Source organism: Microbacterium sp. MYb45 (genome assembly GCF_002979655.1).
In the GTDB taxonomy this organism is placed as follows: Bacteria; Actinomycetota; Actinomycetes; order Actinomycetales; family Microbacteriaceae; genus Microbacterium.
Map to the genome: position 1 here is coordinate 1 of NZ_PCPG01000007.1, position 24,283 is coordinate 24,283.

A 24,283-nucleotide genomic window follows, 5' to 3' on the forward strand; every position below is an offset into this window, starting at 1 on the left:
TTGAGTTCTCAAGGATCGGATGCTCCCACGACCCAGCCATCACAGCCAGGCCCGCAGGGCAACTTCTCTATCTTACCGATCTCGTTTCCGTTGTCAAGTCCGAGTTTCTTCGGCCTGACCGTGGGAACGGACCAGCACCTTCATCCTCTTCACTCAGTGAGTGTTTCAGATTCGGGAGGTGTTCGATGCTTGACGGGAGCCGGTCCGAGGACCTCCGCTCAACCGTTTGGGGCGAACAAGTAATAAGTTACGCGGATCCCGGGGATCGGGCAAATCAGGGCTGACCGCCGGGCGTGTCGCCCGAGAACCCGCGTCACGGAGCCGTCCTCGATGGACGGCGAGAGCACACCCTCGATCGCCCGTACGGGCGCGACGTCACGGCGCGGGTGCATTCGGCAGAGAGAGGGACCGGCGTTGCCGCGCACTCTCCCCCGTCGCGGTCCGACCGTCGACTCGAGCAAGCACATGAAGTGAAGAGGCCGGGGAAAGGCAAAGAGCGCCGGAGGAAAGAAGAAAGCCCCCGGTTCTCACCGAGGGCTTTCGTGTTCTGTGGACCTAAGGGGATTCGAACCCCTGACCTCCTCGATGCGAACGAGGCGCGCTACCAACTGCGCCATAGGCCCGTGAACGAGGTCTACGCTATCACGACGAAAGCGTTGCTCGCGTCTGCCACGATCACCCCGCGGCGCGACGCGAGAGCAACTCCCGCACGTGCGCCTCGATCTCCGCATCGTCGACGAAGCCCATCTTCGCGTAGGGCGACGACGCGGCAGGAAGCTGCACCGGTGCTGCCGGCGCCATCTGCTCGGCGCGCTCACGCAGCGCGGCGACTCTGGCTGCCTTGCGGCGTTGCTCCTGCGCCTCGATCTGGGCCTGCGCAGCCTGCGCACGCGATCCCGACACGGACGCCAGCGGCTCTGGGAGCGGACGCGGTGTCCACGTCGCCGGGCCCTGGTCGTGCAGCACGGGTGCGACACGTTCCTTGACGGGTGGCGCCACCTCATGCGTGGCGCGCGCCGCGCGGTTCGCGACCGCCGCCATCCTCTGGAGCGCGATGCCGGCGGGCAGGATCATCGACCCGCCGAGCCACAGCAGCACCGAGGTCCCGACGGCCACGAGCTGCCAGATGCCGAATGCGACCACGGCGAGACCGAGCAGGAGGGAGATCGTCGCGACCATGCGCACCCGGCGGCGGGCGCGAGCTCGACGGATCACCGGGTCGGCCCTGGTCGCTGCGAGTTCCTCGCGAAGAGACTCGAGCTCGGCGGCCTCGCGTTCCGACTGCACCCGCTTGGCGAGCTTCTGCTGTGCCAGCGCCGTACGGGCGTTCAGCTCGACGTGCACCTCGGCCGGAGTCTCACTCGTCTCGGCGAGGATGCGGAGCGCCTGGTTCAGTCGAACGGCGTTGCGTTCCGCGGCGTTGTATTGGAAGCGGCCTCTCCACGAAGGGAGCAGGTAGAGCATCCAGAGGAGCACGGCGACGAGCACGATCACTCCCCCGCTCAGCACCGGCCCGTCCATATCGACAACGGTACGGGTTCAGCGGTGACAGAGCCGTACAGAAGGGCGCGTGTCGCGGCGAGTCCGTCAGGATCGCCCGGCGAGCACCGGCTCAGAGGGCGATTCGGTCGGACGGCGGTACCGTCGCGGCGTCAGGCGGCACCTGACCGCTGAGCCAGCGTGCGAGCACACCCTGAGGGACGTCTTCGCGGGTCAGCGCGAACGCGTAGTGATCACGCCAGTCGCCGTCGATATGGATGTAGCGGCGGCGCAGACCCTCGTAGCGGAATCCGAGCTTCTGAACGATTCGAAGGCTCGCAGCGTTCTCCGGTCGGATGCAGATCTCCATCCGGTGCAGCCCGTACTCCGTGAAGCAGGCATCGGTGGCCAGCGCCACTGCGGTGGGGGTGATGCCCCGGCCCGCGAAACGCTCGCTCACCCAGTACCCGATGGTCGCCGAGCAGAGGGAGCCGCGCGAGACGCCCCACACATTGAGCTGCCCGGCGACCTCGCCGTCGTACTCCATGACGAACGGATAGCCCGATCCGTCACGGTACTGCTGAAGCAGACGACGGATGCTGAGCCTCATGTCGAACGAGACGGAGCCGTACGGGACGGTCGCTTCCCAGGGCTGGAGCCACGATCGGTTCGCGAGCAGCTCATGCTGCAGCGGGCGGGCATCCTTCGCCCGCACGAGTCGCAGCTCGATCGGTCCGTGTCGCATTCCCGTCGCCAGTTCCATGCCGCACCGACCTCCGCAGGATCGCCTAGAGGCGTTCCGCGAACTCCTTGAGCCAGGGCCGCAGCTCGGGGCCGAGGTCCTCCCGATCCGAGGCGAGCTGAACGATGGCCTTGATGTAGTCGACGCGGTCGCCCGTATCGTAACGGCGTCCTCCGAAGATGACACCGACGACGCCGGGTCCGTCGGGATCGGTCGCGAGTTCCTGCAGCGCATCCGTGAGCTGGATCTCGCCGCCCTTGCCCGGCTCGGTGCGCTCGAGGATCTCGAAAACCGACGCGGGAAGAACGTATCGACCGATGATGGCGAGGTTGGACGGAGCGTCTTCCTGCGCAGGCTTCTCGACGAGACCGGTGACCCGGACGGCAGCTTGGCCCTCGATCGGCTCGACCGCCGCGGCGCCATACATGTGGATGTTGGCCGGGTCGACCTCCATCAGCGCGATCACCGCGGCGCCGGAGCGCTCGTGCTCGGCGATCATGTCGGTGAGGAGCGGATCGCGCTCGTCGATGAGATCGTCGCCGAGCAGCACCGCGAACGAACTGTCGCCGACGTGGGTACGTGCACGCAGGACCGCGTGTCCGAGACCCTTCGGCTCGCCCTGCCGGACGAAGTGGATGTCGGCGAGGTCGCTCGACTTCATCACTCGCTCGAGTCGCCCCGTGTCGCCCTTCTCCATGAGCCTCACCTCGAGCTCGGGCACCGAGTCGAAGTGGTTGGAGATCGCGTTCTTGTTGCGGCCGATGATGACGAGGATGTCGTCGATCCCGGCGTCCGCAGCCTCTTCGACGACGTACTGGATCGCCGGCTTGTCGACGACGGGCAGCATCTCTTTCGGCATCGCCTTCGTCGCGGGAAGGAATCGAGTCCCCAGTCCTGCCGCGGGAATGACGGCTTTGATCTTGTGGTCAGCCATCCTCCCAGCCTAGCGGTGAGCGTCGCCGTAGACTCGGAGCCATGTCGAATGACGTCGAACACGCCAAGCGCGCTCTCCGCGCCGAACTGCGCGAAAGACGCCAGCTCCTCTCCGATCCGCAACGCGAGGCCGCGGCCACGGCGATCGGCGAGCGCCTCGACGCCCTGGTCGACGAGCTCGGCGCACAGTCGATCTCGTGCTTCCTGTCGACCACCACCGAGCCGGGCACCCGTGACTTCGTGACGAGGGCGGTGCGCCGCGGCATCCGCGTCCTGTTGCCGGTCACCCGCGCCGACGGTCTCCTGGACTGGGCCGTGGCCACCGACGACGACGAGGTTTCCGAAGGACTCCACGGCCTGCCGGAGCCCACCGGTGAGGTCCTCGGTCCGATCGCCGTCAACGACGTGGACCTGATGATCGTCCCTGCCGCCGCCGTCGATCGCACCGGGATGCGGATGGGCTGGGGACGCGGCTACTTCGACAAGACGATCGGCTCCATGGAGCAGTGCCCGCCCGTCTACGCGGTCATCTATGATTCCGAGGTACTCGACGAACTTCCGCGAGAGGTGCACGATCAGCCAGTGAACGGGATCGTGACGCCGTCGCAGACTCTCACCCTGTCGCCTCGGCGACGCTGACCTGCAAGGACCCTCATGCCCACCTACGCCTATGCCTGCACATCGTGCGGACACAAGTTCGACGCCGTGCAGAGCTTCGCGGATGACGCCCTGACGGTGTGCCCCGAGTGCGGCGGCCAGCTGCGGAAGCAGTACGGCTCGATCGGCGTCACCTTCAACGGGTCCGGTTTCTATCGCACGGACTCGCGTGCCAAATCCGGCGGTTCCGGGGATGCTTCGGCATCATCGAAGACGGAATCGACGACGAGCGCCAAACCGGCGGCTGCGTCGACTCCGGCCTCTTCGTGAGGCCCTGATCTACTGGGGGTTCCCATGCTCAAAGGTTTCAAGGACTTCCTGCTGCGCGGGAACGTGATCGATCTGGCCGTGGCCGTCGTGATCGGCACGGCGTTCACCGCGATCGTGACCGCGGTGGTCAACAGCATCATCAACCCCTTCATCTCACTCTTCCTCAAGGCGGATGCCGCAGGGGAGTTCGGGATCCCCGTTCCGAACATCTACGGCGAGACGGTGACGTTCCCGATCGGTGACCTGATCTCGGCGATCATCAGCTTCCTCGCCGTCGCGGCCGTCGTCTACTTCGTCTTCGTACTCCCGATGAACACCTTCAAGGCGCACGTCGAGGCACGCAAAGGCACGCCGGCCGAAGAGCCCGAGGAGGAGCCGGCCGCAGCGAGCGAGGCCGAGCTGCTGGTGGAGATCCGCGACCTGCTCAAGGCGCAGCGCGGCGCCTGACGCCCTCCACTCAGACACGAGACGCGCGATTCCTCTTCGGAGGGACTGCGCGTCTCTCTTTCCGGCTCGGGCTCGTGAAGAACGATCAGTAGTGCGGCGGCACGTCCTGGATGAGCTGATCGTCGTTCGGGCCTTTCGCGCCGTTCGGCCGGGCACGTGGCGGCGTCGGCTGATCGGTCCCCGTCTCCGGCGCCGGGTCACTTCCGGGCACCGGAGTCAGTCGGGCACGACGCGATCCAGCGACCCGCACCACACGTTGACGCGGAGCATCGGGGTCGACCTGGTCAGTCATTCGGGGTGTCGCGGATATCGAGGGGCTGGGTGTCGTTCTCGGCGCGCGGCACGGTGTCGGAGATGCCCAACACGGCGGCGATGCGCGTCGCGACGGTCGCCGGATCGCTGTAGAGATCGAACGCGTGCACGCGCACGTAGTGCCAGCCGAGGCGACGGAGGACGTGCGGCCGCAGCCGCAGCGTCTCGCGCAGGGACTCACCGCGCGATTCCGGGTCGGGTTCGATCACGACCGCCTTGCCGCCGTGCTGCGCGACCAGCGGAAGCAGTCCGCGGTAGTCGACATCGACGGAGGCGCCGAGCCGCCGCAGTTCCCTGGCCAGGGCGAGAGTGAGCGGGTCAGCCAGATCCTCGAGCCGCGCATCCCTGCCGCGGGCGGCGAGACCACCGAGGATCGACATGAGCGTGGCTGCGCCGTGCTCGAGGCGCCCATCGTCGAAGGAGGACGGGCGGATCGACGAGACGAGGACCATCGATCGGCGGGCTCGGGTCATCCCGACCGTGAGCAGACGCTCGCCGTCTGGTGTGGAGAGATCGCCGAAGTCGCTCAGGACACGGCCGTGCTTGGTGAGTCCGAACCCGAGCGAGAAGATCACGCGGTCGCGACTCTCCGCCACGGATTCCTCGAGGGTGAGGACGGCGAACGGCTCTGCGGTATCACGGCCGACGAAGTCCGCCACGTCGGAACGCCCGGCGAAGGCGGAGGTGACAGCGGCACGCACGCGCTCGGCGTGACGCGCACTGGCGGTGACCACCATGAGGGATTCGGAGGGCCGGTGAACGGCGTGCTCGACCACGAGCGTCACCACACGCGCGACTTCGGCATCGGGGCTCTCGACCGCACCGGACACCGGATCAGGAGTACCCGTCCCGCCCTCGACGTAGTCGACCGTGAGGCTGCCGCGACCGAGATAGGAACCCGCCCACGGCAGGGAGACGATCTCGCCGCCGTAGAACGCATCGTTGATGAGCTCAGCGAGATCCTCGCCACCGGCACGGTAGCTGCGCGTCAGAGTCATCACGGGCAGAAGCTCGGAGAGGCGCTCGAACACCGAGACGTCGTCGAACGACACCTCCGCCTCCCAGGTGTCCTCCGGATCCACGGCGATGTGGAACGGTGTGGGACGCTGCGTGACCGGATCGCCGAACGCGACGACCTGGCGTGCCCGGCAGATCGCCGGTGCAGCCTCAGCCAGATTGATCGCGGCCGCATCGACGAGAAGGACGGTGTCGAACTCGACCGATTCCGGGATCTCCGGCACGAGGTACGGGGAAGAGATCCAGACGGGCGCGAGCACGTCGACGAGGGTCGGCGCGGCGCTGACGACCTGCGCAGTGGTCGCGGCGGGCTGAGTCAGCGCGCGCCGGAGATGCTGCGACTGCTGCGGTTCGTCGACGATCGCGATCCGCCACTGGTTGGCGAGCTGCCAGGCCAGGAGCGGGCCCGCCATCGCGGCGTGTGCCTCGTCCACCAGCCGGAAGTCGCGCTCGAGCCGGTCGACGACGGCGGTGTTCGCACCGAGGAGAGCACGGTTATCCTGCAGCGCGCGCTCGAGGAGCGACTGCCACCAGGCGAACTCGAGCTCCTCCCCCACCTGCGATTCGGCCACGTGCCGCACCGAAAGTTCCGCGAGCAGCGGCTCGAGCCCGAGGAGCGCGAGGCGATCGCGCAGCTGCGCGCGTTCCACGAGGTTCTCGAACACGTCGGACTTGGCGGCGAGCCCGGCAAGAGTGCGGACGAGTCGTGCGACCGGGAGCGACGCCAACGGCTCGCGGCGGCCCAGCGCGGCATCCAGTTCGGCGAGCTCCGCCTCGGCCCGCTGCCAGGCCACGTACACGTCGGCGAGACCGAGCGGGATCTCCGGTGCGACCCCCGCCTCGACGTACCGCTGCCACTGCGTGCGCTGAGTCTGGATCCGCAGCAGCGCTTCATGCATCTCGGTCACGTGGACGCCCGGACGGACATACTCTTTCGCCAGACGCCGCAGCCGCCGCCGGTTCGCTCCGGAGAGACCGGGGGCGTCGCGACGCGAGCCGTGCGCCTGGATGAGCTCGCCCAACGGCCGCTCGAAGACCGTGGGGCTGAAGCGATCGAGTGAATCGCGGATGCCCTGCAGCAGACGCAGATACTCGCCGAGCTCGTCGATCGTCGCAAACGGTCGCATGTGCGTCTGGGCGATCAGTTCGTAGCCGCGCTCGAGAAGAGCGGGGACGCTGTCCGAGTGCAGTCGACCGGCGAGCTCGTGCGCGGCTCTGGCCGCTTCGGTGCTCGTGAAGGTCACGCCGTACCACGGCGAATCATTCGGGCCGAAGCGGAACTCCCCGAGACGCGCGGCCTGAGCGAGGGCTTCTGCAGCCTCGCTGCGATCTGCCGCGAGGCGACGGAGAGCGTCAGTGCCGAGCCGAGCGGTGGTGGACGGCGGCACCGGCAGCGACGCGAGCCTGGTGAGCTGGCGGGTCGCGTCGAGCACCGAGGCATCCACTCCCGCGATGGGAGCCGTGAGAGCCTGGCGGTAGTCGCGCAGGACGGTCCGGAGGCGCACCAGCGCGTCGTCGACCTCACTGACCTTGGGTGGTGTCGCCTTCTCGTTGCGGCCGATCGCCCTGACCAGGTCGCGACGCACGCTGGCCGGCGAGATCGCGAGGCTGTCGAGCCCGATACCCGCGAGCCGATGACGAACGCCGTCGAGTGTCGAACGACGCGCCGAGACCACGAGCACGCGCTTGCCGGCGCGGACGAGTTCGCCGAGCGCGTTGATCACCGTCTGCGTTCCGCCCGTGCCGGGGAGCGTCGCCACCGTGAGCGAGTGTCCGGCGGCGATGCGCGCGAGAACCGCTTCCTGCTCGGCGTCTGCGTCGAGAAGAAGATTGTCCGATGCGGGAGCCCGATCGTCGGGTCCGGTGTGGTGCGGCGTGGCGCGAGGCGCCGTCACACGCTCGCGGTCGCCCACATGGCCGCCCAGCGCATTGAGGAGCACGTGATCGAGGCTTCCGGCGTCGCGGGACATCGCTCCGGAGACGTCGGCGAACGTCGACACCACGAGCCGCGGCTCTACGGAGAAGGTGTCGATCGAGCGGGTCATCACGCGCAGGTTGTCGATGACCGGCTGCGGCTTGAAGATCCCACCGTCGTACGCGAGCGCTGCGAGGGACGCGGCATCGATCGACAGCCCGAAATGATCACGGGCGATGCGGACGAGTTCGGGATTGACTTCGAACGCGCCCTGGAGCTTGAGTTCGAAGTCGGAGTGATGCCGCCGGATCGCCAGCGGCCGCAGCAGCACGGGCGCGGCGAAGCCTGCTCCGCCGATGCGCCACCGGGCGACTCCGACGGCCAGGTGCACGGCCTCGATGCCACGGACGGTGCGCAGTTCGGTGTTCTTCGCGGTGATCCGCTCGGCGGCCAGCCGCGCGGTGCGCAGACCCACCTCGTCGCGGAAGAGGTTCGACAGTAGGGTCGATTTTCCGGTGATGAACTGCGGCAGGCTGCCGGGGTGGGCCTTGGAGATGTCGATGCCCGATTCCGGGCTGTCGCGGAAGCTCACCAGCGGAGAGGGGCCGCCGAGGTCGGCCGCTTCCGCCCTCAGCCGGGTGCGCTCAGCCTCAGCGGCATGGGCGATGTCAACGCCGGTCGTGGGCTCGTGCAGATCGCCGATGGCCACAGCAGCGTCTGCCGCTGTGTTCTCCGCAGTCTTGTCTTCACGTCGCCACACAATGACACCCTAGGCGCGAGACCGGGCGAGCTGGGGTATCCCGGGCGGGTTTCCGCCGAATATCCGCCTCCGAGAGCTGATCCGCACTCCTCCTGCCCTGTGGCGATGACCGTCACGTTCTCCACCCCGCCCGGGAGGCCGGTGCTCCCCGGACGGCGATGCCGGTCAGGATGGTCGCATGACCTTCCGCTATGACTTCGCTCCGACTCCGTTCGGTGATGCCCTCGCGGTGTTCTCGGACGAGGGCATCGTGCGATTCGACCTCTCCGAATCCGAAGACCCGCTCGTTCCCTGGCTCCTCGAGGGCGTCACACGACAGCTGGGCGCCGTTCCGGAGCCCGACCCCGGGGCCGCCGACGAGCTCGCGCATCTTCTGGCCGACTACTTCGACGGTGACCCGGTGCGTTTCGACCAGCACCTCCGGCTCGACTGGCGGCTGGTGGACGGATTCCACCTGAGCGCCCTGCAGACGATCTGCACGATCGAATGGGGCGAGACGATGAGCTACGGAGAGGTGGCCGTCCGTGCCGGACACCCCGGCGCGGCCCGCGCGGTCGGCACTGCGTGTCGGCTCACGCCGTTCTCGATCATCGTGCCGGTGCATCGCGTCGTCCGGTCGGACGGAAGTGTGGGCCAGTACGGCGCGCACCCTGAGCGCAAGAGATACCTGCTCGACCTCGAGGCGGGTTGAGCGAGCGGACGCAGACGTGGACCCGGCGAGTAGGCCGCCGGGTCCACGTCTTGCCCGGGTTCGATCCTCAGGAGGCCGCGGTCAGTGCTCGACCGCCTTCTCCGCGCCGAACCCCGTGAGCGAGCGCACCTCCATCTCGGCGGCGAGCTGCGGAGACTCCTTGCGGGAGCTCGTCACCGTTCCGAGCCAGCCGAGGAGGAAACCCAGCGGGATCGAGACGATCCCCGGATTGTTCAGTGGCCACACGGCGATGTCGATCCCAGGGATCATCGATGTCGGGGTTCCCGAGAACACCGGCGACAGCACGATGAGCAGGATCGCCGACCCGAGCCCGCCGTACATGCTCCACACCGCGCCCCGGGTCGTGAACCGCCGCCAGAAGAGCGAATAGAGAATGGTCGGCAGATTGGCGGAAGCGGCGACGGCGAAAGCGAGAGCGACGAGGAAGGCGATGTTCTGCCCCTGCGCTCCGATGCCGCCGAGGATCGCCAGGATGCCGATCACGACCACAGTGCGACGAGCGACGCGCACGTCGCCGTTCGGATCTGCGGCGACCGGCTCGCCGGCAGCATCCTTGCGCCCCTTCTGGATGACATTGGCGTAGATGTCGTGCGCGAACGATGCCGCGGCCGTGATCGTCAGACCAGCGACCACCGCGAGGATCGTCGCGAAAGCCACGGCGGAGATGAAGCCCAGCAGCACCGGGCCGCCGAGCCGGAGCGCGAGCAGCGGCGCCGCCGAGTTCACGCCGCCCGGAGCGGCCGCGATCACATCCGCACCGACCAGTGCGCCGGCACCGTAGCCGAGCACGAGGGTCAGCAGGTAGAAGCCGCCGATGAGCCAGATCGCCCAGACGACCGAGCGGCGTGCTTCCTTGGCCGTCGGCACGGTGTAGAAGCGCATGAGCACGTGCGGCAGGCCGGCGGTCCCGAGTACGAGCGCCATGCCGAGGGACAGGAAGTCCCACGGGTTCGCGCCGTACTGCAGTCCCGGAGCCAGGATCGCATCGCCCTTGTCGGAATTCGCGACCGCGGCTTCGAGAAGGGTGTTCAGGCTGAAGCCGTTGATCGCGAGCACCCAGATCGTCATGCCGACGGCGCCGCCGATCAGGAGGACGGCCTTGACGATCTGCACCCAGGTGGTGCCCTTCATGCCGCCGATCAGGACGTAGACGATCATCAGCAAGCCGACCACGGCGATCACGATCGACTGCCCGAGCCGTCCGTCGATGCCGAGCAGCAGCGATACCAACCCACCGGCACCGGCCATCTGCGCCAGCAGATAGAAGAAGCACACAGCGAGCGTCGTGATCGCGGCCGCCATTCGCACCGGGCGCTGCTTCAAGCGGAACGACAGCACGTCCGCCATCGTGAACCTCCCGGTGTTGCGCATCAGCTCCGCCACCAGCAGCAGTGCGACGAGCCAGGCGACCAGGAATCCGATCGAATAGAGGAATCCGTCGTAGCCGTTGATCGCGATGGCGCCGCAGATGCCGAGGAAGGACGCCGCGGACAGATAGTCGCCTGCGATGGCGAATCCGTTCTGCGGTCCCGTGAAAGAACGGCCGGCGGCGTAGTAGTCGGCAGCGGTCTTGTTGTTGCGGCTCGCGCGGATGACGATGAAGAGTGTCACCGCGACGAAAGCCAGGAAGATCGAGATGTTGAAGACGGGGTTGATATCGAGAGCGACCGGCTCGACCGCCGCGCGGATTGCGTTCATGCGTGCCCCTGCGCCTTCTCGAGTTCTTCACGGATCTCCGTCGCCAACGGGTCGAGTTTCCGATTCGCGAACGACACGTACGCCATGGTTATGCCGAACGTCGTGACGAACTGTCCGAGACCGAGGAGGAGCCCGATGGTGATATCGCCCCACACACGTTGTCCCATGAAATCGGGCGCGAATGCCGCAAGAAGCACATAGGCGAAATACCACAACAGGAAGAACACGGCGAGCGGAAAGATGAACGATCTCTGCGTCCGTTTCAACCTCTGGAATCGTGGAGACTGCTCGACGGCGATGTAGTCGATCTCACCGTTCGAATCGACGTGCGTCTGATCACTCATGGGGCCTCCTTGCCACATGTCCGGTCCCCGCGCAGCGGAACTGTGCGGATGATAAAGTCGACGCTACGAAACGGGGAACACAGTCGTCACCCCCGGAAGTAGGTAATTGTGAGCGCCCCAGTCCCTCTCGGTTCCGAGTCGGAGCTCGTCGCCCATGCGGTGCGCGAGCTCGCGCGGCGAACGCGATTCCCTGTCGCATTCGGCGGTCTCATCGAAGAGGGCGTCGTGAGCGTGACCAGTATCGTCGGCGCGCGAACCCGATCCCTGGACGGGTTGCGAGTGCGCCCGGAGCGCGGACTCGGCGGGCGGGCGATGATGGAACTGCGCCCACGGATGACGAGCGACTACGGCTCCTCGCAGCAGATCACCCACGACTACGACGTCTTCGTCCTCGGCGAGGGGCTGCGTACGCTCCTTGCCCTCCCGATCGTCGTCCACGGCAGGTCCCGCGGCGTGCTCTACGCCGGCGCATGGGACGAGGAACAGGTCGGGGGTGTCACCACGGCTCCCGCCATGCAGGTGGCCCAGTCCGTCGCCGATGAATTGCGGATCCGCGACGAGGTGCAACGACGGCTGGACACGAGCCAGCTCGGAAGCGAGACCGTGGCTCCCCCGCAGCGCGAGGCGCTCCGGGAGAGCTTCGCCGAGCTGCGCAGCATCGCGGCCTCGGTCGACGACGCGGCGATACGCGCACGGATCGCCGAGGTCGAGCGGCGCCTCGTGGCGCTGGCCGGGGATGCGGCTCCCGCTACGACGGGGCCCGTGCCGACCATCCATCTCTCGCGCCGGGAAACCGACGTGCTCGCCTGCGCCGCGCTGGGATCGACCAACGCGGAGATCGCCGCACAACTCGGGTTGCGCGAAGGCACGGTCAAGGCATACCTCGGCACCGCGATGTCGAAACTCGACGCTTCCACGCGTCATGCGGCCGTCACCCGAGCGCGCCGTGCGGGCCTTCTTCCCTGAGACCTGCGCCGAAGCGGATTATGACTGTGCAATATTCAATTGTTGTCGCATTTCGCTTCTGCAGGTAAAGTCGCACGCATGGCTAGACGAATTGTGCACCAGTTGGTCGACGATATCGACGGCAGCGTCCTGGAAGTCGGAGAAGGCGAGACCGTGCACTTCTCGGTCAACGGCGCCTCCTACGAGATCGACTTGAATGCTGCGCATGCGGAGGAATTGCGAAAGGCTCTCGAGCCGTATATCGCTGCGGGCCGACGCGCCGGCTCCTCCAGCACCGCACGTTCCTCTTCGTCTTCTCGCAAGCGACCGGCACGCAATCCCGAGGTCGCCGCCATCCGGGCATGGGCCAACGAGAACGGCTACACGCTCTCCGAGCGAGGACGCATCCCCGCCCCGATCCTGGATGCGTACAAAGCAGCCCACTGAGTTCGGCCCCTCGTGGGCCGAACTCTCAATCGGACGGCTGCTGTAACCAGGCTTCGTCTCGCAACGTGATCTCTTCCGTCATGTCCTGGAGGAATCGGATCACGACGTCCCGTTCGGCGGGCGAAAGCCGTGCAGCAGCATAGAAACGCTTCGCCTGCTGTCGTCCGACCGTCTCCATCGCCGCGAGCCGCGTCTCCGGCGTGATGCTGATGCGGAGCGCCCTCCGGTCGGTCGGGTGGGGTGAGCGTGTGATGTGCCCGCCCTTCTCCAGCCGATCGAGGAGCTTGGTCGTCGCGGCCGTCGAGACGTCGAGGTGGTGAGCTATACCCCCGGGTGTCGCCACCAGGCTCCGATTCGCACACACGATCAGATAGTGCAGCGCACGCATGTCGGTCTCATTGAGGCGCATGTACCGGCGTGAAGCCTGAGAGAGGGTCTGCTCGGCTTCCCGCAGACCCGCGAGCGACTCCATGAGCCGGGCGATCTGCCGCAACTCCTCAGGCGGAACGCCCGTCCGATCGACCAGCGTGCTCCGCGGATCACTGGCATCGACGTCGTAGATCGCCGCGTGGCTCAGCCCATCCGGCGCGCGGTCGGCAGTGCTCGTATCACCATCGATGGGCGGATTCGTCGCCCTCGCCCCGGTGTGCGGGGTGGTGCCGGGCTCCGTGTCCATGCGATCATGTTACACACACACAGTTTCATGCTAAGTTGACTACTCACCAAGTTAGCTATTTCCAACGCTCGGAAGAGGGAGATGCCATGGACCACGTGACCCTCCTGGCCGAAGATGGGACCGCCATCGGCACACTGCCGAAGAGTGAGGTCCACACGAGCGACACCCCGCTGCATCTCGCCTTCTCGTGCTACGTCTTCGACGCACGAGGACGACTGCTCCTCACCCGCCGTTCGCTCGCGAAGCGGACCTGGCCCGGTGTCTGGACGAACAGCTTCTGCGGCCATCCACGACCCGACGAGAAGATGGGGGATGCGGTTCGGCGACGTGGTCTGGACGAGCTCGGCATCCGACTCTCGGGTGTTCGCCTCGTGCTGCCTGACTACCGTTATCGGGCCATCGACGCGAGTGGAATCGTCGAGAACGAGATCTGCCCGGTGCACGTGGCGATGATCGACGGTGAACCCGCGGCCGATCCCGACGAGGTATCGGAATGGACGTGGGTCGCAGTGCCCGCCCTGATCGAAGCCGTCACACACGCTCCGTTCGTGTTCAGCCCGTGGCTCGTCGAGCAGCTTCCCCTTCTGCGACAGGTCGGCGAGGTCTGAGCAATGAGCGCGACAGCCACGGAGGAAGCACTCGGGACACGGATCGAAGCCGCGCTGCGGCGACGCTTCTCCGCGCACACGGCAGCGGCGGAGAAATACGGCCCCGGGTTCACGGAGCTGTGGACGGTGGCGGCCGAGCACGCACTCGGCGGCAAACTCATCCGGCCGCGACTGCTCGTCGACCTGGCGCAGGCCCTCTCACCGCACCCGCTCTCGGCGGAGGCGAGCGAGTCCGCGATCGATGTCGCGGCCGAGGTCGAGCTGCTGCACTTCGCCTTCCTCCTGCATGACGATGTCATCGACGGAGATCTCATCCGCCGGCGCGGACCGAACCTGATCGGCACTCTCGTCGCGGGTCGGCCGGACGCCCCTGCCGCACCGAAACTGCACTGGGCGCGATCGAGCGCGATCCTCCTCGGCGATCTCCTGTTGGCTTCGGCGGTGCTGGGGTTCGCCCGGGTGGACGTCTCCGTGCACGCACGCGATCGCCTGCTCTCGCTTCTGGAGCAGACCATCCTCGAGACCGTCGCCGGTGAGCATGCCGATGTCGCTCTCAGCGACGGCATGATCACTCCGGATCTACGAACGATCCTCTCGACGAGCGCCTACAAGACGGCGACGTACTCGTTCGTGCTTCCGCTGCGCGCCGCAGCCGTGCTGGCAGGGTCGTCGGCGGCGACCGAGCAGCGACTCACCACGATCGGCCGACACCTCGGCCTCGCGTATCAGCTGCAGGATGATCTGCTCTCCGTGTTCGGCGACCCCGACGAACACGGCAAGGATCCCTTCTCGGACCTGCGGGAAGGCAAGGAGACCGCGATCATCTCATATGCCCGCATGACGAGCCACTGGGAGGGGATCGAACAGCACTTCGGCAGAGCCGATCTCAGCGGCGCGGACGGCTCCCGAGCTCGCGATCGACTGCGCGAGTGCGGCGCCGAGGCATTCGTGCGTGGGCTCGTCCGCGAGCACCTCGAGGCCGCATCGACCGTTCTCCGCGACGCGGAGTCCGAGGGCACACTCCCACCGGCCGCCGGACGGACGATCCGCGCACTGGCCTCCCGCGTCGATGGTCGCGAGCGATGACCACCATCCCCCACGATCCCTCCGACGACGCCGCCCTCCGCCGATTCAGCCGCACGGCGGAGATCGCGACGAGCGACGTGATCCGCACCTACTCGACGTCGTTCGGACTCGCGACCCGACTTCTCGGACGGCGACATCGTCAACATGTGCGCAACATCTACGCGATGGTGCGCATCGCCGACGAGATCGTCGACGGTGTCGCCGCCGAGGCCGGGCTCGACAGCGCGGCGCAGTCGGCAGCTCTCGCCTCCTATGTGGAAGCGACTCACCGCTCGATGCGCAGCGGATACAGCAGCGACCTGATCCTGCACGCCTTCGCGCGGACGGCCCGGGAGTGCGACATCGACGAAGACCTGACCACGCCCTTCTTCGATTCGATGAGTGCCGACATCGACCGTGAGACGGGTTTCGCCGCCTACGACGCCGACGCCCACGCGGCATATGTCTACGGGTCCGCCGAGGTCGTCGGGTTGATGTGCCTTCAGGTATTCCTGCGGGACTCGCCCCGCACACCCGAGGAGCTCGAGACCCTCCGACGCGGTGCGCGACAGCTCGGCGCAGCCTTCCAGAACGTCAACTTCCTGCGCGACCTCGCCGACGACACGGATCGTCTGCACCGCGGTTACCTCGGCGGCACCACGCGTCTGACCGACGCAGACCGGGACGACTGGGTCGACACGATCCTGCGCCAGCTGGCCGACGCCCGTGCGGCGATCCCCCTGCTCCCGAAGGATGCTCGCGCGGCCGTGCGCAGCGCGCTGGCGCTGTTCGCCGCACTGACCCGCCGCGTTGCGAAGACACCGGCCGAGGTCCTGTACCGACGACGGGTGCGGGTGCCCGACCCGATCAAGGCCGTGCTCGCCGCTCGCGCGGTAGCCGTGACCGCGATGGAGCGCGACCGATGAGCCGTGTGGTGGTGATCGGTGCGGGCGTCGCCGGCCTCGCGACCGCGGGACTGCTCGCACGGGACGGGCACGAGGTCGTCGTCCTCGAGAAGAACGACCGCGTCGGCGGGCGGGCCGGAACGATGGAGCGTGACGGCTTCCGATTCGACTCCGGACCGTCGTGGTACCTGATGCCCGAGGTCTTCGACCACTTCTTCGCGATGATGGGCACCACGACCGAGGAGCAGCTCGACCTCACCCGACTGGATCCCGGCTATCGCGTGTTCCGCGAACCGACCGCAGAGGATCCGACGCGCGGCGCGGTGACGGTGCCCGCCGGCAGGCAGGCCGTCACGCGCCTCTTCGAGGATCTGGAACCGGGTTCTGCCCCGGCGCTGGACTCCTACCTGCAGTCGGCACGTCATGCCGGCGAGATGGCGCAGAAGTACTTCCTCTACAACCCTTTCACCCGGACACGGTCGCTCCTGGCGCCGGAGGTCCTTCGAGCGCTACCCCGTCTGTTCACGCTGCTCGGCACCCGGCTGCAGTCCTTCGCGGCTCGTCGTTTCCGGCATCCGGTCGTGCGTCAGATCCTCGGCTACCCGGCGGTGTTCCTCGGCACAGACCCTCGCAGCGCTCCCGCGATGTACCACCTGATGAGCTCCCTCGACCTGGACCAGGGCGTCAGCTACCCACAGGGCGGGTTCTGGCGGGTCATCGAACGGATCGAGGCCCTGGCCGGCGATGCGGGAGCCCGGGTCGTCACGGGTGCCGACGTCACCGGCATCCGCACCGAGGATGGGGACGGCGGAACACGCGTGACCGGCGTCGATTGGGTGGACGGATCGGGTACCTCCCACGTCGAGCTCGCCGATATCGTCGTCTCCGCCGCAGACCTGCACCACACCGAGACCAGGCTGTTGCCGCGATCACTGCAGAGCTATCCCGAGTCGTGGTGGACTCGCCGCACGAGCGGTCCCGGCGGGGTGCTCGTCATGCTCGGGGTAGAAGGCTCCCTGCCCGAACTCCCTCACCACTCGCTGTTCTTCACCGACGACTGGGATGCGAACTTCGACGCGATCTTCGGCCCCACCCCGTCCGTCCCCGCCCCGGCCTCGACCTACGTCTGCCGACCGAGCGCATCCGACCCCGATGTCGCGCCGCCCGGCCACGAGAACCTGTTCATCCTGGTTCCCGTTCCGGCGGATGTCGAGCTCGGGCATGGCGGATCCGATGGGTCGGGGTCCGCGGAGATCGAGCGAGCAGCCGATGCCGCCATCGACCAGGTCGCGACGTGGGCACGCATCCCCGATCTCCGTGAGCGGATCGTCGTGCGCGAGACCAAAGGGCCGGCCGACTTCCGCGACGACTACCGCTCGTGGCGGGGCGGGATGCTCGGGCCGGCGCACATCCTCTCCCAGAGTGCGATGTTCCGTGCTCAGAACGCGTCCAGGCGGGTGCAGGGACTCTTCTACGCCGGTGCCACGACCGCGCCCGGCGTCGGCGTGCCGATGTGCTTGATCAGTGCCGAGATCGTCCTGAAGCGTCTCCGCGGTGATCACTCCCCTGGCCCACTCCCGGAACCGGATGCCCCCACGATCGGGACGGCGGGCTCCTGATGGGCGCGCTGTACCTGACCGCGCTGTTGGTCTCGCTGGGCTGCATGCTGCTTCTGGACTGGCGGTTCCGGCTGTTCTTCTGGCGGGATGCGCTCTCGGCCGCCGTCGTCACGGTGGTCGGCCTCGTCTTCTTCCTCCTGTGGGACGCGGCGGGCATCGTGAACGGCATCTTCCTCCGCGGCGACGCGGCGATCGCGACGGGTCTGGTGCTCGCACCGGAACTGCCCGTGGAGGAACCGGTGTTCCTGCTCTTCCTCATCGTGTGCACGATGGTCATCTACACCGGCTCCGCCCGCCTGCTCGCTCGGAGGCGCGACCGGCTCCGTACGAAGGCCGGTGACGCATGAGTTACATCCACATCGCAGCCTGCTTCCTCCTCGTCGCCGCCGGCGGTGGCATCGTCCTGGCCCTCGCCTCCCGCCGACGCGGACCCGTGCCCGCGGCCGTCCTGCTGACGGTGCTCGTCCTGTTCCTCCTCACGGCCGTTTTCGACACGCTGATGATCGCGAGTGGGCTGTTCCACTACGCACAGGATCCCCTGCTCGGTCTGCACATCGGCCTCGCCCCCATCGAGGACTTCGCGTATCCGCTCGCAGGCGCGCTGCTCCTTCCCGCCCTGTGGACGGCTCTGCGCGCACGGCGGCGAGCGCGCGAAGTCTCGACCGAGAATGACGAGGCCCGCGGATGAACGCCCGATCCGCACGCGAGCGCACCTTCGGACGGGATCTCGCGCAGATCGTGCTCTCCTCGCGGCCGATCAGCTGGATCAACACCGCGTTCCCCTTCGCGGCGGCCTATCTCCTCGCCACACGAGAACTCGACATCACCCTGGTGATCGGGACCCTCTACTTCCTCGTCCCGTACAACCTCGCGATGTACGGGATCAACGACGTCTTCGACTACGCCTCCGATCTGGCGAACCCCCGTAAGGGCGGCATCGAGGGTGCGCTCCTTGCGCCTCGCATCCATCGCGCTACGCTCTGGGCGGCGGCCGCCACGAACATCCCGTTCCTCGTTTACCTCGTGATCGTCGGGAACCCGGCATCCTGGTTCTGGCTCGCCGTCAGCGTGTTCGCCGTAATCGCCTACTCGGCACCGGGGCTGCGTTTCAAGGAGCGGCCGTTCCTCGATTCGATCACCTCGAGCACGCACTTCGTGAGTCCGGCGATCGTTGCTCTCGCCCTGGTCGGCGCACCGGTGACGATCGGCACGATCATCACACTCGGCGCCTTCTTCCTGTGGGGCATGGCAGCCCATGCCTTCGGTGCCGTGCAGGACATCGGCCCCGATCGCGAAGGCGGAATCTCCTCGACAGCCACCGTCATCGGGGCGCGTGCGACGGTTCGGCTCTCCCTCGGGCTCTGGGCGATCGCCGGTGCGGCGATGCTGTTCACCCCCTGGCCCGGCCCGCTCGCCGCCGTCCTCGCTCTGCCTTACGTGGTCAACGCAGCACCGTGGTGGAACGTCGACGATGGCAGCTCCGCGTCGACGAATCGCGCCTGGCGCCGGTTCATCGCCCTCAACTACTTCGCCGGCTTCCTCGCGACGATGATCCTGATCCTCGCGTGGATCTCCTGACTCCTGCCTCCTGCTCCTGACTCCTGCTTCTGAACGACCGTCCTCCCCGAAAGGCACCTGATGTCCCGCCCTGATTCCCCACCGACTCCACCCCTCAGGGAGCGCTCGCGGCAGCACTCCTGGGCGCGGGTCTTCATCCCCGTGGCTCTGATCCTCGTGTGGCTGGTGGGCGCTTCTCTGGGCGGTCCACTGTTCGGCAAGATCGATGAGGTCTCCTCCAACGAGCAGACGACGTACCTCCCCGAATCCGCGCAGGCCACCGAGGTGCAGCAGCTGCTCGGTGAATTCAACGACAGCGACTCGATCCCGGCGATCGCCGTCTTCACGTCCGAGGACGAGCTCACGCAGAGCGAACTCGATGCGATCTCGGATGCGGTGGCCGAGGCCTCGACCGTGGAGGGCGTCGGCGAGGACGTGTCTCCCGCCCTCCCCTCCGATGACGGGCAGGCCGTACAGGCGTTCATCCCGATCGACAGCGACGCCGAGCTGGCCGACACGACGACGGCACTGGGCGACGAGCTGCGCGCCGCCGTCCCGGACGGCATCAGCGTGTACATCACGGGACCCGCGGGGTTCAGCGCCGACCTGGTCGCCGGCTTCGCCGGGATCGATGGGCTGCTCCTCGGCGTCGCACTCCTGGCGGTGCTGGTCATCCTGGTACTCGTCTACCGCTCGTTCCTGCTGCCGCTGGTCGTGCTCTCGACGAGCCTGTTCGCGCTCTGCGTGGCGCTCCTCGTGGTGTGGTGGCTGGCGAAGTTCGAGGTGCTGCTTCTCAGCGGCCAGACGCAGGGAATCCTCTTCATCCTCGTGATCGGCGCCGCCACCGACTACGCCCTGCTCCTCGTCGCACGCTTCCGCGAGGAGCTCCGGGTGGCGCAGGACAAGGGCGTCGCACTCCTGGCGGCGTGGAAGGGCTCGGTCGAACCGATCGCGGCCTCGGGCGGCACCGTGATCGCCGGACTCCTCTGTCTGCTGCTCAGCGACCTGAAGTCGAACAGCACGCTCGGCCCCGTCGCGGCGATCGGCATCGTCTTCGCCATGCTGTCCGCCCTCACCCTGCTTCCCTCCCTGCTTCTGCTGTTCGGTCGCGCCGTGTTCTGGCCGCGACGCCCGCGCTTCGAACCGGAAGTGGTCGCCGCAGAGCACGGCATGCGCACGACGGGACTGTGGGCGCGGCTGGCGGGACTCATCAAGCGGCGCCCACGGGTCATCTGGATCGTGACGACCTTGGTCCTCGTCGCCGGCGCGGCAGGTGTCACACAGCTCGACGCGAACGGGGTGCCGCAATCGGACCTGGTGCTCGGTGCCTCGGAAGCCCGCGACGGTCAGGTGGCTCTGGGCGAGCACTTCCCCGGCGGATCCGGCAGCCCCGTGTACGTGGTCGTCGACGAGGACCGACTGCAGGATGCCGCGGACGTCCTGCTCGCGAACGACGGGATCGATGCGGTCTCCGTCGCCGCCGCGGACTCCCCCAGCGGCACCGCCCCCGTCACCGAGGACGGCATCACGGCCGTCGGCCCGCCGGGCACCCCCGCCCCCGACCCCACGACGGTCGACGGGCAGGTGCTGCTTCAGGGCACGCTGACCGACGCGGCCGACTCGGCCGCCGCTGCCGCCACCGTGAGAGAGGTGCGTTCCGACCTCGGCGACACGAAGGCACTCGTGGGTGGCGTCACCGCGACCTCGATCGACACGAACGATGCCTCCATCCATGACCGCAACCTGATCATCCCCGTGATCCTCCTCGTGATCATGCTGATCCTCATGCTGCTGCTGCGGTCGATCCTCGCGCCGGTGCTGTTGATCCTGACGACGGTCCTGTCGTTCGGAACCGCGATGGGTGTCTCCGCGCTCGTGTTCAACGGAATCTTCGACTTCCCCGGTGCGGACCCCGCCGTTCCGCTCTTCGGGTTCGTGTTCCTCGTGGCACTCGGCATCGACTACAACATCTTCCTGATGACGCGGGTCCGCGAGGAGTCGAAGCAGCACGGCACCCGAGAGGGGATCCTGCGGGGCCTGTCGATCACGGGCGGGGTGATCACGTCAGCGGGTCTCGTGCTCGCGGCGACCTTCGCCGCGCTGTCGGTGATCCCCATCCTGTTCCTGGTGCAGCTGGCCTTCATCGTGGCGTTCGGGGTGCTGCTGGACACGTTCGTCGTCCGTTCGCTGCTCGTCCCCGCGCTGACGTACGACATCGGCAAGGCGATCTGGTGGCCTTCCAAGCTGTGGCGCCGCGGCGAGGACTGATGCGCGAGGGGGCGTGCGGACGGTCGCCTAGACTGGACGCACGCCCTCGTAGCTCAGGGGATAGAGCAGCCCTCTCCTAAAGGGCAGGTCGCAGGTTCGAATCCTGTCGAGGGCACGACGTCGAAGAGGGGCCGCCCGGAGGGTGGCCCCTCTTCGACGTCTCAGGCCCTTCGTCAGCGGGCCCCGCCGGCCAGGATGCTCCACGCGCCGCCCCTGCTCCCACCGTTCCGCGCCTCACCATCCCGCGGCGCGTGGAGGGGCCGGTGGAGGACTCGAAGGCACGCGACGTCACGCCGCCAGTGCCAGGTACCGTTCCCACCGCGGGTCACTGCGCTCGGTTCCGCGCACCGTCCAGGCGGTGCCGTGCGGAGGACGAGGGGTGAATCGCAGCTGCCAGCGCATCTCCTGCGGTGTGCGATCGCTCTTGACGTTGTTGCAGCGTAGACAGCAGGCCACCAGGTTCTCCCAGGAGTCCGCTCCCCCGCGCGAACGCGGCAGTACGTGGTCGATGGTCGAAGCCGCTTTCCCGCAGTAGCCGCATCGATGATTGTCACGACGCAGCACACCGCGGCGGGTGACCGGCACGCGTCTGCTCGTCGGCACCCGGACGTACCGAGCGAGGATGATGACCGCCGGACGTTCATACACGCCGTGGGTGCCCCAGACGGGGTCGTCTTCCACGCGTTCGATCACGGTCGCCTTGTCATTCATCACGAGCACCAGGGCTCGCTTGAACGACACGATCGCGAGCGGCTCGTATCCGGCATTCAGGACCAGTGTGCGCATTCGTCATCCTCTCGATCCGCCGGGACGGCTTCCCGGCACTCTCGACTCACACGAGGTCGCCCAGGTGGCAGAGCGATCGTGGGGACGAAAAAAGGCGCCGTCTAAAGACAGCGCCTTTCGCGCACGGCGACGCCGTGGCTTCCCCGCGGGCTATGCAGAAGGACGTGACGACCGAGGGCATCCATGGTTCGGATGGTCGGTATTCGCTCCATCAGCCTCTCCCACCTGTACGACAACGGGATCAGGCTAACCCATCCGGCTGTATGCGGGGCGAAACGGAGGGTGAATGGAGCGAGGCGTGTCCGGGAATCAGCCGGCGTTGACCGAGAGCCACGACATGGGCTCGACGAGTCCGCCGTTGATCCAGACCTCGAAGTGCAGATGGTTGGCGGTCGAGCGTCCGGTGCTGCCGACATAGCCGATCAGCTGTCCTGCCGCTACCGACTGTCCGACCTGCACTTGGCGCGAACCGTAGATCATGTGACCGTAGGTCGTCTGCACTCGCTGACCGCCCACGACGCTGTCGAGCATGACGGCGACGCCGTAGCCGCCGATGCTCTCGGCGGAAGCGCGGACGACTCCGGCAGCGGCGGCATAGATCGGGGTGCCCGCGGGAGCGAGCATGTCGGCACCGTTGTGCCCGCCGCCGATCGTGCGGCTGACGTTCCAGGAGCCCATCGGGAGCGGGTAGCGGACTTCACCCGAGCCCGGGGAGGTCAGCGCGTAGCCGGCCGTGTTGTATTGGGCAGACGAGGACGCCGTCGATGCCTTTGCGGCAGCGGCCGCGCGAGCCGCAGCGGCCTCTTCTGCCTTCTTCTTCGCGATCTCCTCGGGAGTCGTCGCACTGAAGGAGCCTCGGCTCAAGGGAGCAGCTGTGGCCTGCGAGGCCACCACCAGGGACTGCGCGTCGACCGCGGCCAGCTGCTGCAACGTCGTCGGAGCGGCTTCGCTCGGCTTCGACTGCGCGAACGCAGGAAGAGCGATGCCGGCGACGAGCGCACCGACGGCCCCGAAGATGGCGATGGATCGGAGTGGCTTGACGGCCTTGCGAGCGGTCACCCGCGCACCTGCGCGTCGTGCGCTCACTCGGTCTCCAGATGTCTTCTTCGCGGGCTGTTCGATGTCTGCGGCCAAAACGTGGTCCTCCTGGGCCCTAGCGCTTTCGGGTAGCGCTGGCTCGTCGGCACTCTGCTCTCGTGGCACGAACGTATCTCGGGTACTTTGTGCGTTCCTGCCGTGAAGACGACGAGCCTGAAAGGCGTATCTTCGCGGTCCATCTCCAGCGGGCTTCTTCGCTGGCGACTCGACCGAGGTTACCGGAAGATAACGATCGTGTCACCCCGGGAACCTGACAATCGTCGCAGAGGCCGCATCAGGAGCACTCCACATGCCGCTGCGAGGCACGGAATCCGTGCCGGATCAGGCGGGTTCGCCCACGAGGAAGATGTGCGATGCAAGCTCCACGGGGAGTTCGAGACCGTCTTCCTTGCCGTCCATCTGGATGAGGACATACCCCTCACTGAAGCGGAAGTCGCCGTGCGCACCCGGAACCACACCGGCATCGCGCAGCTGCTCCAGCAGCTCCGGGTCGACCTGCGCGGGCTCGGCGAGGCGACGAACGGTCCCCTCGACGGGCTCACCCGCTGCGTTGAGTCGTTGGACGAGGCCGATGACACCCTCGTCGAAGGTGCGAGCCGGCAGGTCGCCGAGCTGGTCGAGGCCGGGGATCGGGTTGCCGTAGGGCGATTCGGTCGGGTGCCCGAGCAGCTCCACCAGGCGGCGCTCGACCTGCTCGCTCATCACGTGCTCCCACCGGCAGGCCTCTTCGTGCACGTATGCCCAGTCGAGTCCGATGACATCCGACAGCAGACGCTCGGCGAGACGGTGCTTGCGCATCACGTCGACGGCTTTGCGGCGGCCGGCGTCGGTGAGCTCGAGCGTGCGGTCCTCCGAGACGATGACGAGGCCATCGCGCTCCATGCGCCCCACGGTCTGCGAGACCGTCGGGCCGGAGTGACCGAGGCGCTCGGAGATGCGCGCGCGCAGCGGCACGATGTTCTCCTCCTCGAGTTCGAGGATGGTGCGGAGATACATCTCCGTGGTGTCGATCAGATCGGTCAT

Annotated in this window: 24 protein-coding genes and 2 tRNA genes; 15 read left to right on the forward strand and 11 right to left on the reverse strand. The window is 67.4% G+C overall.

The features are described 5' to 3' along the window. Positions 1–550 precede the first annotated feature (550 nt). The 4 genes from CQ034_RS12495 to galU all read right to left on the reverse strand — a co-directional run bounded on the left by CQ034_RS12495 (position 551) and on the right by galU (position 3,155). A tRNA-Ala gene (locus CQ034_RS12495) sits at positions 551–623 on the reverse strand. A gap of 52 nt (positions 624–675) precedes the next feature. Next, positions 676–1,521, reverse strand: a complete 846-nt coding sequence (locus CQ034_RS12500) for a hypothetical protein (RefSeq protein WP_105711307.1) — start codon at positions 1,519–1,521, stop codon at positions 676–678. 91 nt (positions 1,522–1,612) lie between these two features. After that, a complete protein-coding gene (locus CQ034_RS12505) occupies positions 1,613–2,224 on the reverse strand; it encodes a GNAT family N-acetyltransferase (protein WP_091029250.1) in 612 nt (203 codons plus the stop codon). Between the two features lie 43 nt (positions 2,225–2,267). After that, positions 2,268–3,155, reverse strand: coding sequence for a UTP--glucose-1-phosphate uridylyltransferase GalU (galU, locus tag CQ034_RS12510; RefSeq protein ID WP_029262712.1), 888 nt, complete (start codon positions 3,153–3,155; stop codon positions 2,268–2,270). 41 nt (positions 3,156–3,196) lie between these two features. Here galU and CQ034_RS12515 point away from each other — a divergent pair, with 41 nt between their 5' ends. The 3 genes from CQ034_RS12515 to mscL are packed head-to-tail and all read left to right on the forward strand — an operon-like array spanning position 3,197 to position 4,528. Beyond that, on the forward strand, positions 3,197–3,793 hold the full coding sequence (locus tag CQ034_RS12515) for a 5-formyltetrahydrofolate cyclo-ligase (protein WP_029262713.1): 597 nt from the start codon (positions 3,197–3,199) through the stop codon (positions 3,791–3,793). 15 nt (positions 3,794–3,808) lie between these two features. Further along, the gene (locus CQ034_RS12520; protein WP_029262714.1) at positions 3,809–4,081 is read left to right on the forward strand and encodes an FmdB family zinc ribbon protein; all 273 of its coding nucleotides are present in this window, start codon (positions 3,809–3,811) and stop codon (positions 4,079–4,081) included. A gap of 24 nt (positions 4,082–4,105) precedes the next feature. Next, on the forward strand, positions 4,106–4,528 hold the full coding sequence (gene mscL, locus CQ034_RS12525; protein WP_029262715.1) for a large conductance mechanosensitive channel protein MscL: 423 nt from the start codon (positions 4,106–4,108) through the stop codon (positions 4,526–4,528). Between the two features lie 284 nt (positions 4,529–4,812). Here the strand turns inward: mscL and CQ034_RS12535 are convergent, their stop codons facing one another. Further along, positions 4,813–8,481, reverse strand: a complete 3,669-nt coding sequence (locus tag CQ034_RS12535; protein ID WP_105711309.1) for an ATP-binding protein — start codon at positions 8,479–8,481, stop codon at positions 4,813–4,815. Between the two features lie 229 nt (positions 8,482–8,710). Between CQ034_RS12535 and CQ034_RS12540 the strand changes: the two genes are divergently transcribed. After that, positions 8,711–9,223 (forward strand): methylated-DNA--[protein]-cysteine S-methyltransferase, encoded by a 513-nt coding sequence (locus CQ034_RS12540; protein WP_105711310.1) that lies wholly within the window; start codon positions 8,711–8,713, stop codon positions 9,221–9,223. Between the two features lie 81 nt (positions 9,224–9,304). Here CQ034_RS12540 and CQ034_RS12545 read toward each other — a convergent pair whose 3' ends face one another. Together CQ034_RS12545 and CQ034_RS12550 are read right to left on the reverse strand one after the other, a co-directional pair. Then, positions 9,305–10,942: a cation acetate symporter gene (locus CQ034_RS12545; RefSeq protein WP_105711311.1), complete on the reverse strand. Its 1,638-nt coding sequence runs from the start codon at positions 10,940–10,942 to the stop codon at positions 9,305–9,307. Continuing rightward, on the reverse strand, positions 10,939–11,286 hold the full coding sequence (locus tag CQ034_RS12550) for a DUF485 domain-containing protein (protein ID WP_029262720.1): 348 nt from the start codon (positions 11,284–11,286) through the stop codon (positions 10,939–10,941). The genes CQ034_RS12545 and CQ034_RS12550 overlap by 4 nt, the downstream gene beginning before the upstream one ends. A 108-nt stretch (positions 11,287–11,394) precedes the next feature. On the opposite strand from CQ034_RS12550, the gene CQ034_RS12555 reads away from it, so the two are divergent. Both CQ034_RS12555 and CQ034_RS12560 read left to right on the forward strand, forming a co-directional pair. Then, positions 11,395–12,252, forward strand: coding sequence for a LuxR C-terminal-related transcriptional regulator (locus CQ034_RS12555; protein WP_091029158.1), 858 nt, complete (start codon positions 11,395–11,397; stop codon positions 12,250–12,252). A 78-nt stretch (positions 12,253–12,330) separates the two neighbouring features. After that, positions 12,331–12,678 carry an Lsr2 family protein gene (locus tag CQ034_RS12560; protein WP_029262722.1) on the forward strand — a complete coding sequence of 116 codons (348 nt, stop codon included), beginning with the start codon at positions 12,331–12,333 and terminating at the stop codon, positions 12,676–12,678. Between the two features lie 25 nt (positions 12,679–12,703). On the opposite strand, the gene CQ034_RS12565 is transcribed toward CQ034_RS12560, so the two are convergent. Continuing rightward, complete coding sequence (locus CQ034_RS12565; protein WP_105711312.1) at positions 12,704–13,354, reverse strand: MarR family winged helix-turn-helix transcriptional regulator; 651 nt, start codon at positions 13,352–13,354, stop codon at positions 12,704–12,706. Between the two features lie 86 nt (positions 13,355–13,440). Here CQ034_RS12565 and idi point away from each other — a divergent pair, with 86 nt between their 5' ends. From idi to CQ034_RS12610, 9 genes are all read left to right on the forward strand, one after another. Next, a complete protein-coding gene (gene idi / locus CQ034_RS12570; RefSeq protein ID WP_105711313.1) occupies positions 13,441–13,962 on the forward strand; it encodes an isopentenyl-diphosphate Delta-isomerase in 522 nt (173 codons plus the stop codon). A 3-nt stretch (positions 13,963–13,965) separates the two neighbouring features. Beyond that, on the forward strand, positions 13,966–15,048 hold the full coding sequence (locus CQ034_RS12575) for a polyprenyl synthetase family protein (protein ID WP_105711314.1): 1,083 nt from the start codon (positions 13,966–13,968) through the stop codon (positions 15,046–15,048). Next, a complete protein-coding gene (locus CQ034_RS12580; RefSeq protein WP_105711315.1) occupies positions 15,045–15,953 on the forward strand; it encodes a squalene/phytoene synthase family protein in 909 nt (302 codons plus the stop codon). The genes CQ034_RS12575 and CQ034_RS12580 overlap by 4 nt, the downstream gene beginning before the upstream one ends. Continuing rightward, positions 15,950–17,551 (forward strand): phytoene desaturase family protein, encoded by a 1,602-nt coding sequence (gene crtI / locus CQ034_RS12585; protein WP_105711316.1) that lies wholly within the window; start codon positions 15,950–15,952, stop codon positions 17,549–17,551. Before CQ034_RS12580 ends, crtI begins: the two co-directional genes overlap by 4 nt. Beyond that, a complete protein-coding gene (locus CQ034_RS12590) occupies positions 17,551–17,898 on the forward strand; it encodes a lycopene cyclase domain-containing protein (RefSeq protein WP_105711317.1) in 348 nt (115 codons plus the stop codon). Before crtI ends, CQ034_RS12590 begins: the two co-directional genes overlap by 1 nt. Further along, on the forward strand, positions 17,895–18,239 hold the full coding sequence (locus CQ034_RS12595) for a lycopene cyclase domain-containing protein (RefSeq protein ID WP_105711318.1): 345 nt from the start codon (positions 17,895–17,897) through the stop codon (positions 18,237–18,239). The genes CQ034_RS12590 and CQ034_RS12595 overlap by 4 nt, the downstream gene beginning before the upstream one ends. Next, complete coding sequence (locus tag CQ034_RS12600; protein WP_105711319.1) at positions 18,236–19,129, forward strand: prenyltransferase; 894 nt, start codon at positions 18,236–18,238, stop codon at positions 19,127–19,129. Before CQ034_RS12595 ends, CQ034_RS12600 begins: the two co-directional genes overlap by 4 nt. 60 nt (positions 19,130–19,189) lie before the next feature. After that, complete coding sequence (locus CQ034_RS12605; protein ID WP_105711320.1) at positions 19,190–21,376, forward strand: MMPL family transporter; 2,187 nt, start codon at positions 19,190–19,192, stop codon at positions 21,374–21,376. A gap of 42 nt (positions 21,377–21,418) precedes the next feature. Then, positions 21,419–21,491 (forward strand) — tRNA-Arg (locus CQ034_RS12610). 173 nt (positions 21,492–21,664) lie between these two features. Here CQ034_RS12610 and CQ034_RS12615 read toward each other — a convergent pair. The 3 genes from CQ034_RS12615 to CQ034_RS12625 all read right to left on the reverse strand — a co-directional run bounded on the left by CQ034_RS12615 (position 21,665) and on the right by CQ034_RS12625 (position 24,283). After that, positions 21,665–22,162: an HNH endonuclease gene (locus CQ034_RS12615; RefSeq protein ID WP_105711321.1), complete on the reverse strand. Its 498-nt coding sequence runs from the start codon at positions 22,160–22,162 to the stop codon at positions 21,665–21,667. Positions 22,163–22,471: 309 nt separating this feature from the next. Continuing rightward, the gene (locus CQ034_RS12620) at positions 22,472–23,221 is read right to left on the reverse strand and encodes a M23 family metallopeptidase (protein ID WP_036303711.1); all 750 of its coding nucleotides are present in this window, start codon (positions 23,219–23,221) and stop codon (positions 22,472–22,474) included. Positions 23,222–23,581: 360 nt separating this feature from the next. Then, complete coding sequence (locus tag CQ034_RS12625; protein WP_029262734.1) at positions 23,582–24,283, reverse strand: metal-dependent transcriptional regulator; 702 nt, start codon at positions 24,281–24,283, stop codon at positions 23,582–23,584.

Coding starts and splice junctions, on each gene's coding strand:
- crtI (WP_105711316.1), top strand. CDS start 15,950: ATGAGCCGTGTGGTGGTGATCGGTGCGGGCGTCGCCGGCCTCGCGACC.
- mscL (WP_029262715.1), top strand. CDS start 4,106: ATGCTCAAAGGTTTCAAGGACTTCCTGCTGCGCGGGAACGTGATCGAT.
- CQ034_RS12575 (WP_105711314.1), top strand. CDS start 13,966: ATGAGCGCGACAGCCACGGAGGAAGCACTCGGGACACGGATCGAAGCC.
- CQ034_RS12595 (WP_105711318.1), top strand. CDS start 17,895: ATGAGTTACATCCACATCGCAGCCTGCTTCCTCCTCGTCGCCGCCGGC.
- CQ034_RS12580 (WP_105711315.1), top strand. CDS start 15,045: ATGACCACCATCCCCCACGATCCCTCCGACGACGCCGCCCTCCGCCGA.
- CQ034_RS12500 (WP_105711307.1), bottom strand. CDS start 1,521: ATGGACGGGCCGGTGCTGAGCGGGGGAGTGATCGTGCTCGTCGCCGTG.
- CQ034_RS12615 (WP_105711321.1), bottom strand. CDS start 22,162: ATGCGCACACTGGTCCTGAATGCCGGATACGAGCCGCTCGCGATCGTG.
- CQ034_RS12565 (WP_105711312.1), bottom strand. CDS start 13,354: ATGGACACGGAGCCCGGCACCACCCCGCACACCGGGGCGAGGGCGACG.
- CQ034_RS12540 (WP_105711310.1), top strand. CDS start 8,711: ATGACCTTCCGCTATGACTTCGCTCCGACTCCGTTCGGTGATGCCCTC.
- CQ034_RS12560 (WP_029262722.1), top strand. CDS start 12,331: ATGGCTAGACGAATTGTGCACCAGTTGGTCGACGATATCGACGGCAGC.
- CQ034_RS12600 (WP_105711319.1), top strand. CDS start 18,236: ATGAACGCCCGATCCGCACGCGAGCGCACCTTCGGACGGGATCTCGCG.
- CQ034_RS12550 (WP_029262720.1), bottom strand. CDS start 11,286: ATGAGTGATCAGACGCACGTCGATTCGAACGGTGAGATCGACTACATC.
- CQ034_RS12545 (WP_105711311.1), bottom strand. CDS start 10,942: ATGAACGCAATCCGCGCGGCGGTCGAGCCGGTCGCTCTCGATATCAAC.
- CQ034_RS12590 (WP_105711317.1), top strand. CDS start 17,551: ATGGGCGCGCTGTACCTGACCGCGCTGTTGGTCTCGCTGGGCTGCATG.
- CQ034_RS12520 (WP_029262714.1), top strand. CDS start 3,809: ATGCCCACCTACGCCTATGCCTGCACATCGTGCGGACACAAGTTCGAC.
- CQ034_RS12505 (WP_091029250.1), bottom strand. CDS start 2,224: ATGCGACACGGACCGATCGAGCTGCGACTCGTGCGGGCGAAGGATGCC.
- CQ034_RS12625 (WP_029262734.1), bottom strand. CDS start 24,283: ATGACCGATCTGATCGACACCACGGAGATGTATCTCCGCACCATCCTC.
- CQ034_RS12515 (WP_029262713.1), top strand. CDS start 3,197: ATGTCGAATGACGTCGAACACGCCAAGCGCGCTCTCCGCGCCGAACTG.
- idi (WP_105711313.1), top strand. CDS start 13,441: ATGGACCACGTGACCCTCCTGGCCGAAGATGGGACCGCCATCGGCACA.
- galU (WP_029262712.1), bottom strand. CDS start 3,155: ATGGCTGACCACAAGATCAAAGCCGTCATTCCCGCGGCAGGACTGGGG.
- CQ034_RS12605 (WP_105711320.1), top strand. CDS start 19,190: ATGTCCCGCCCTGATTCCCCACCGACTCCACCCCTCAGGGAGCGCTCG.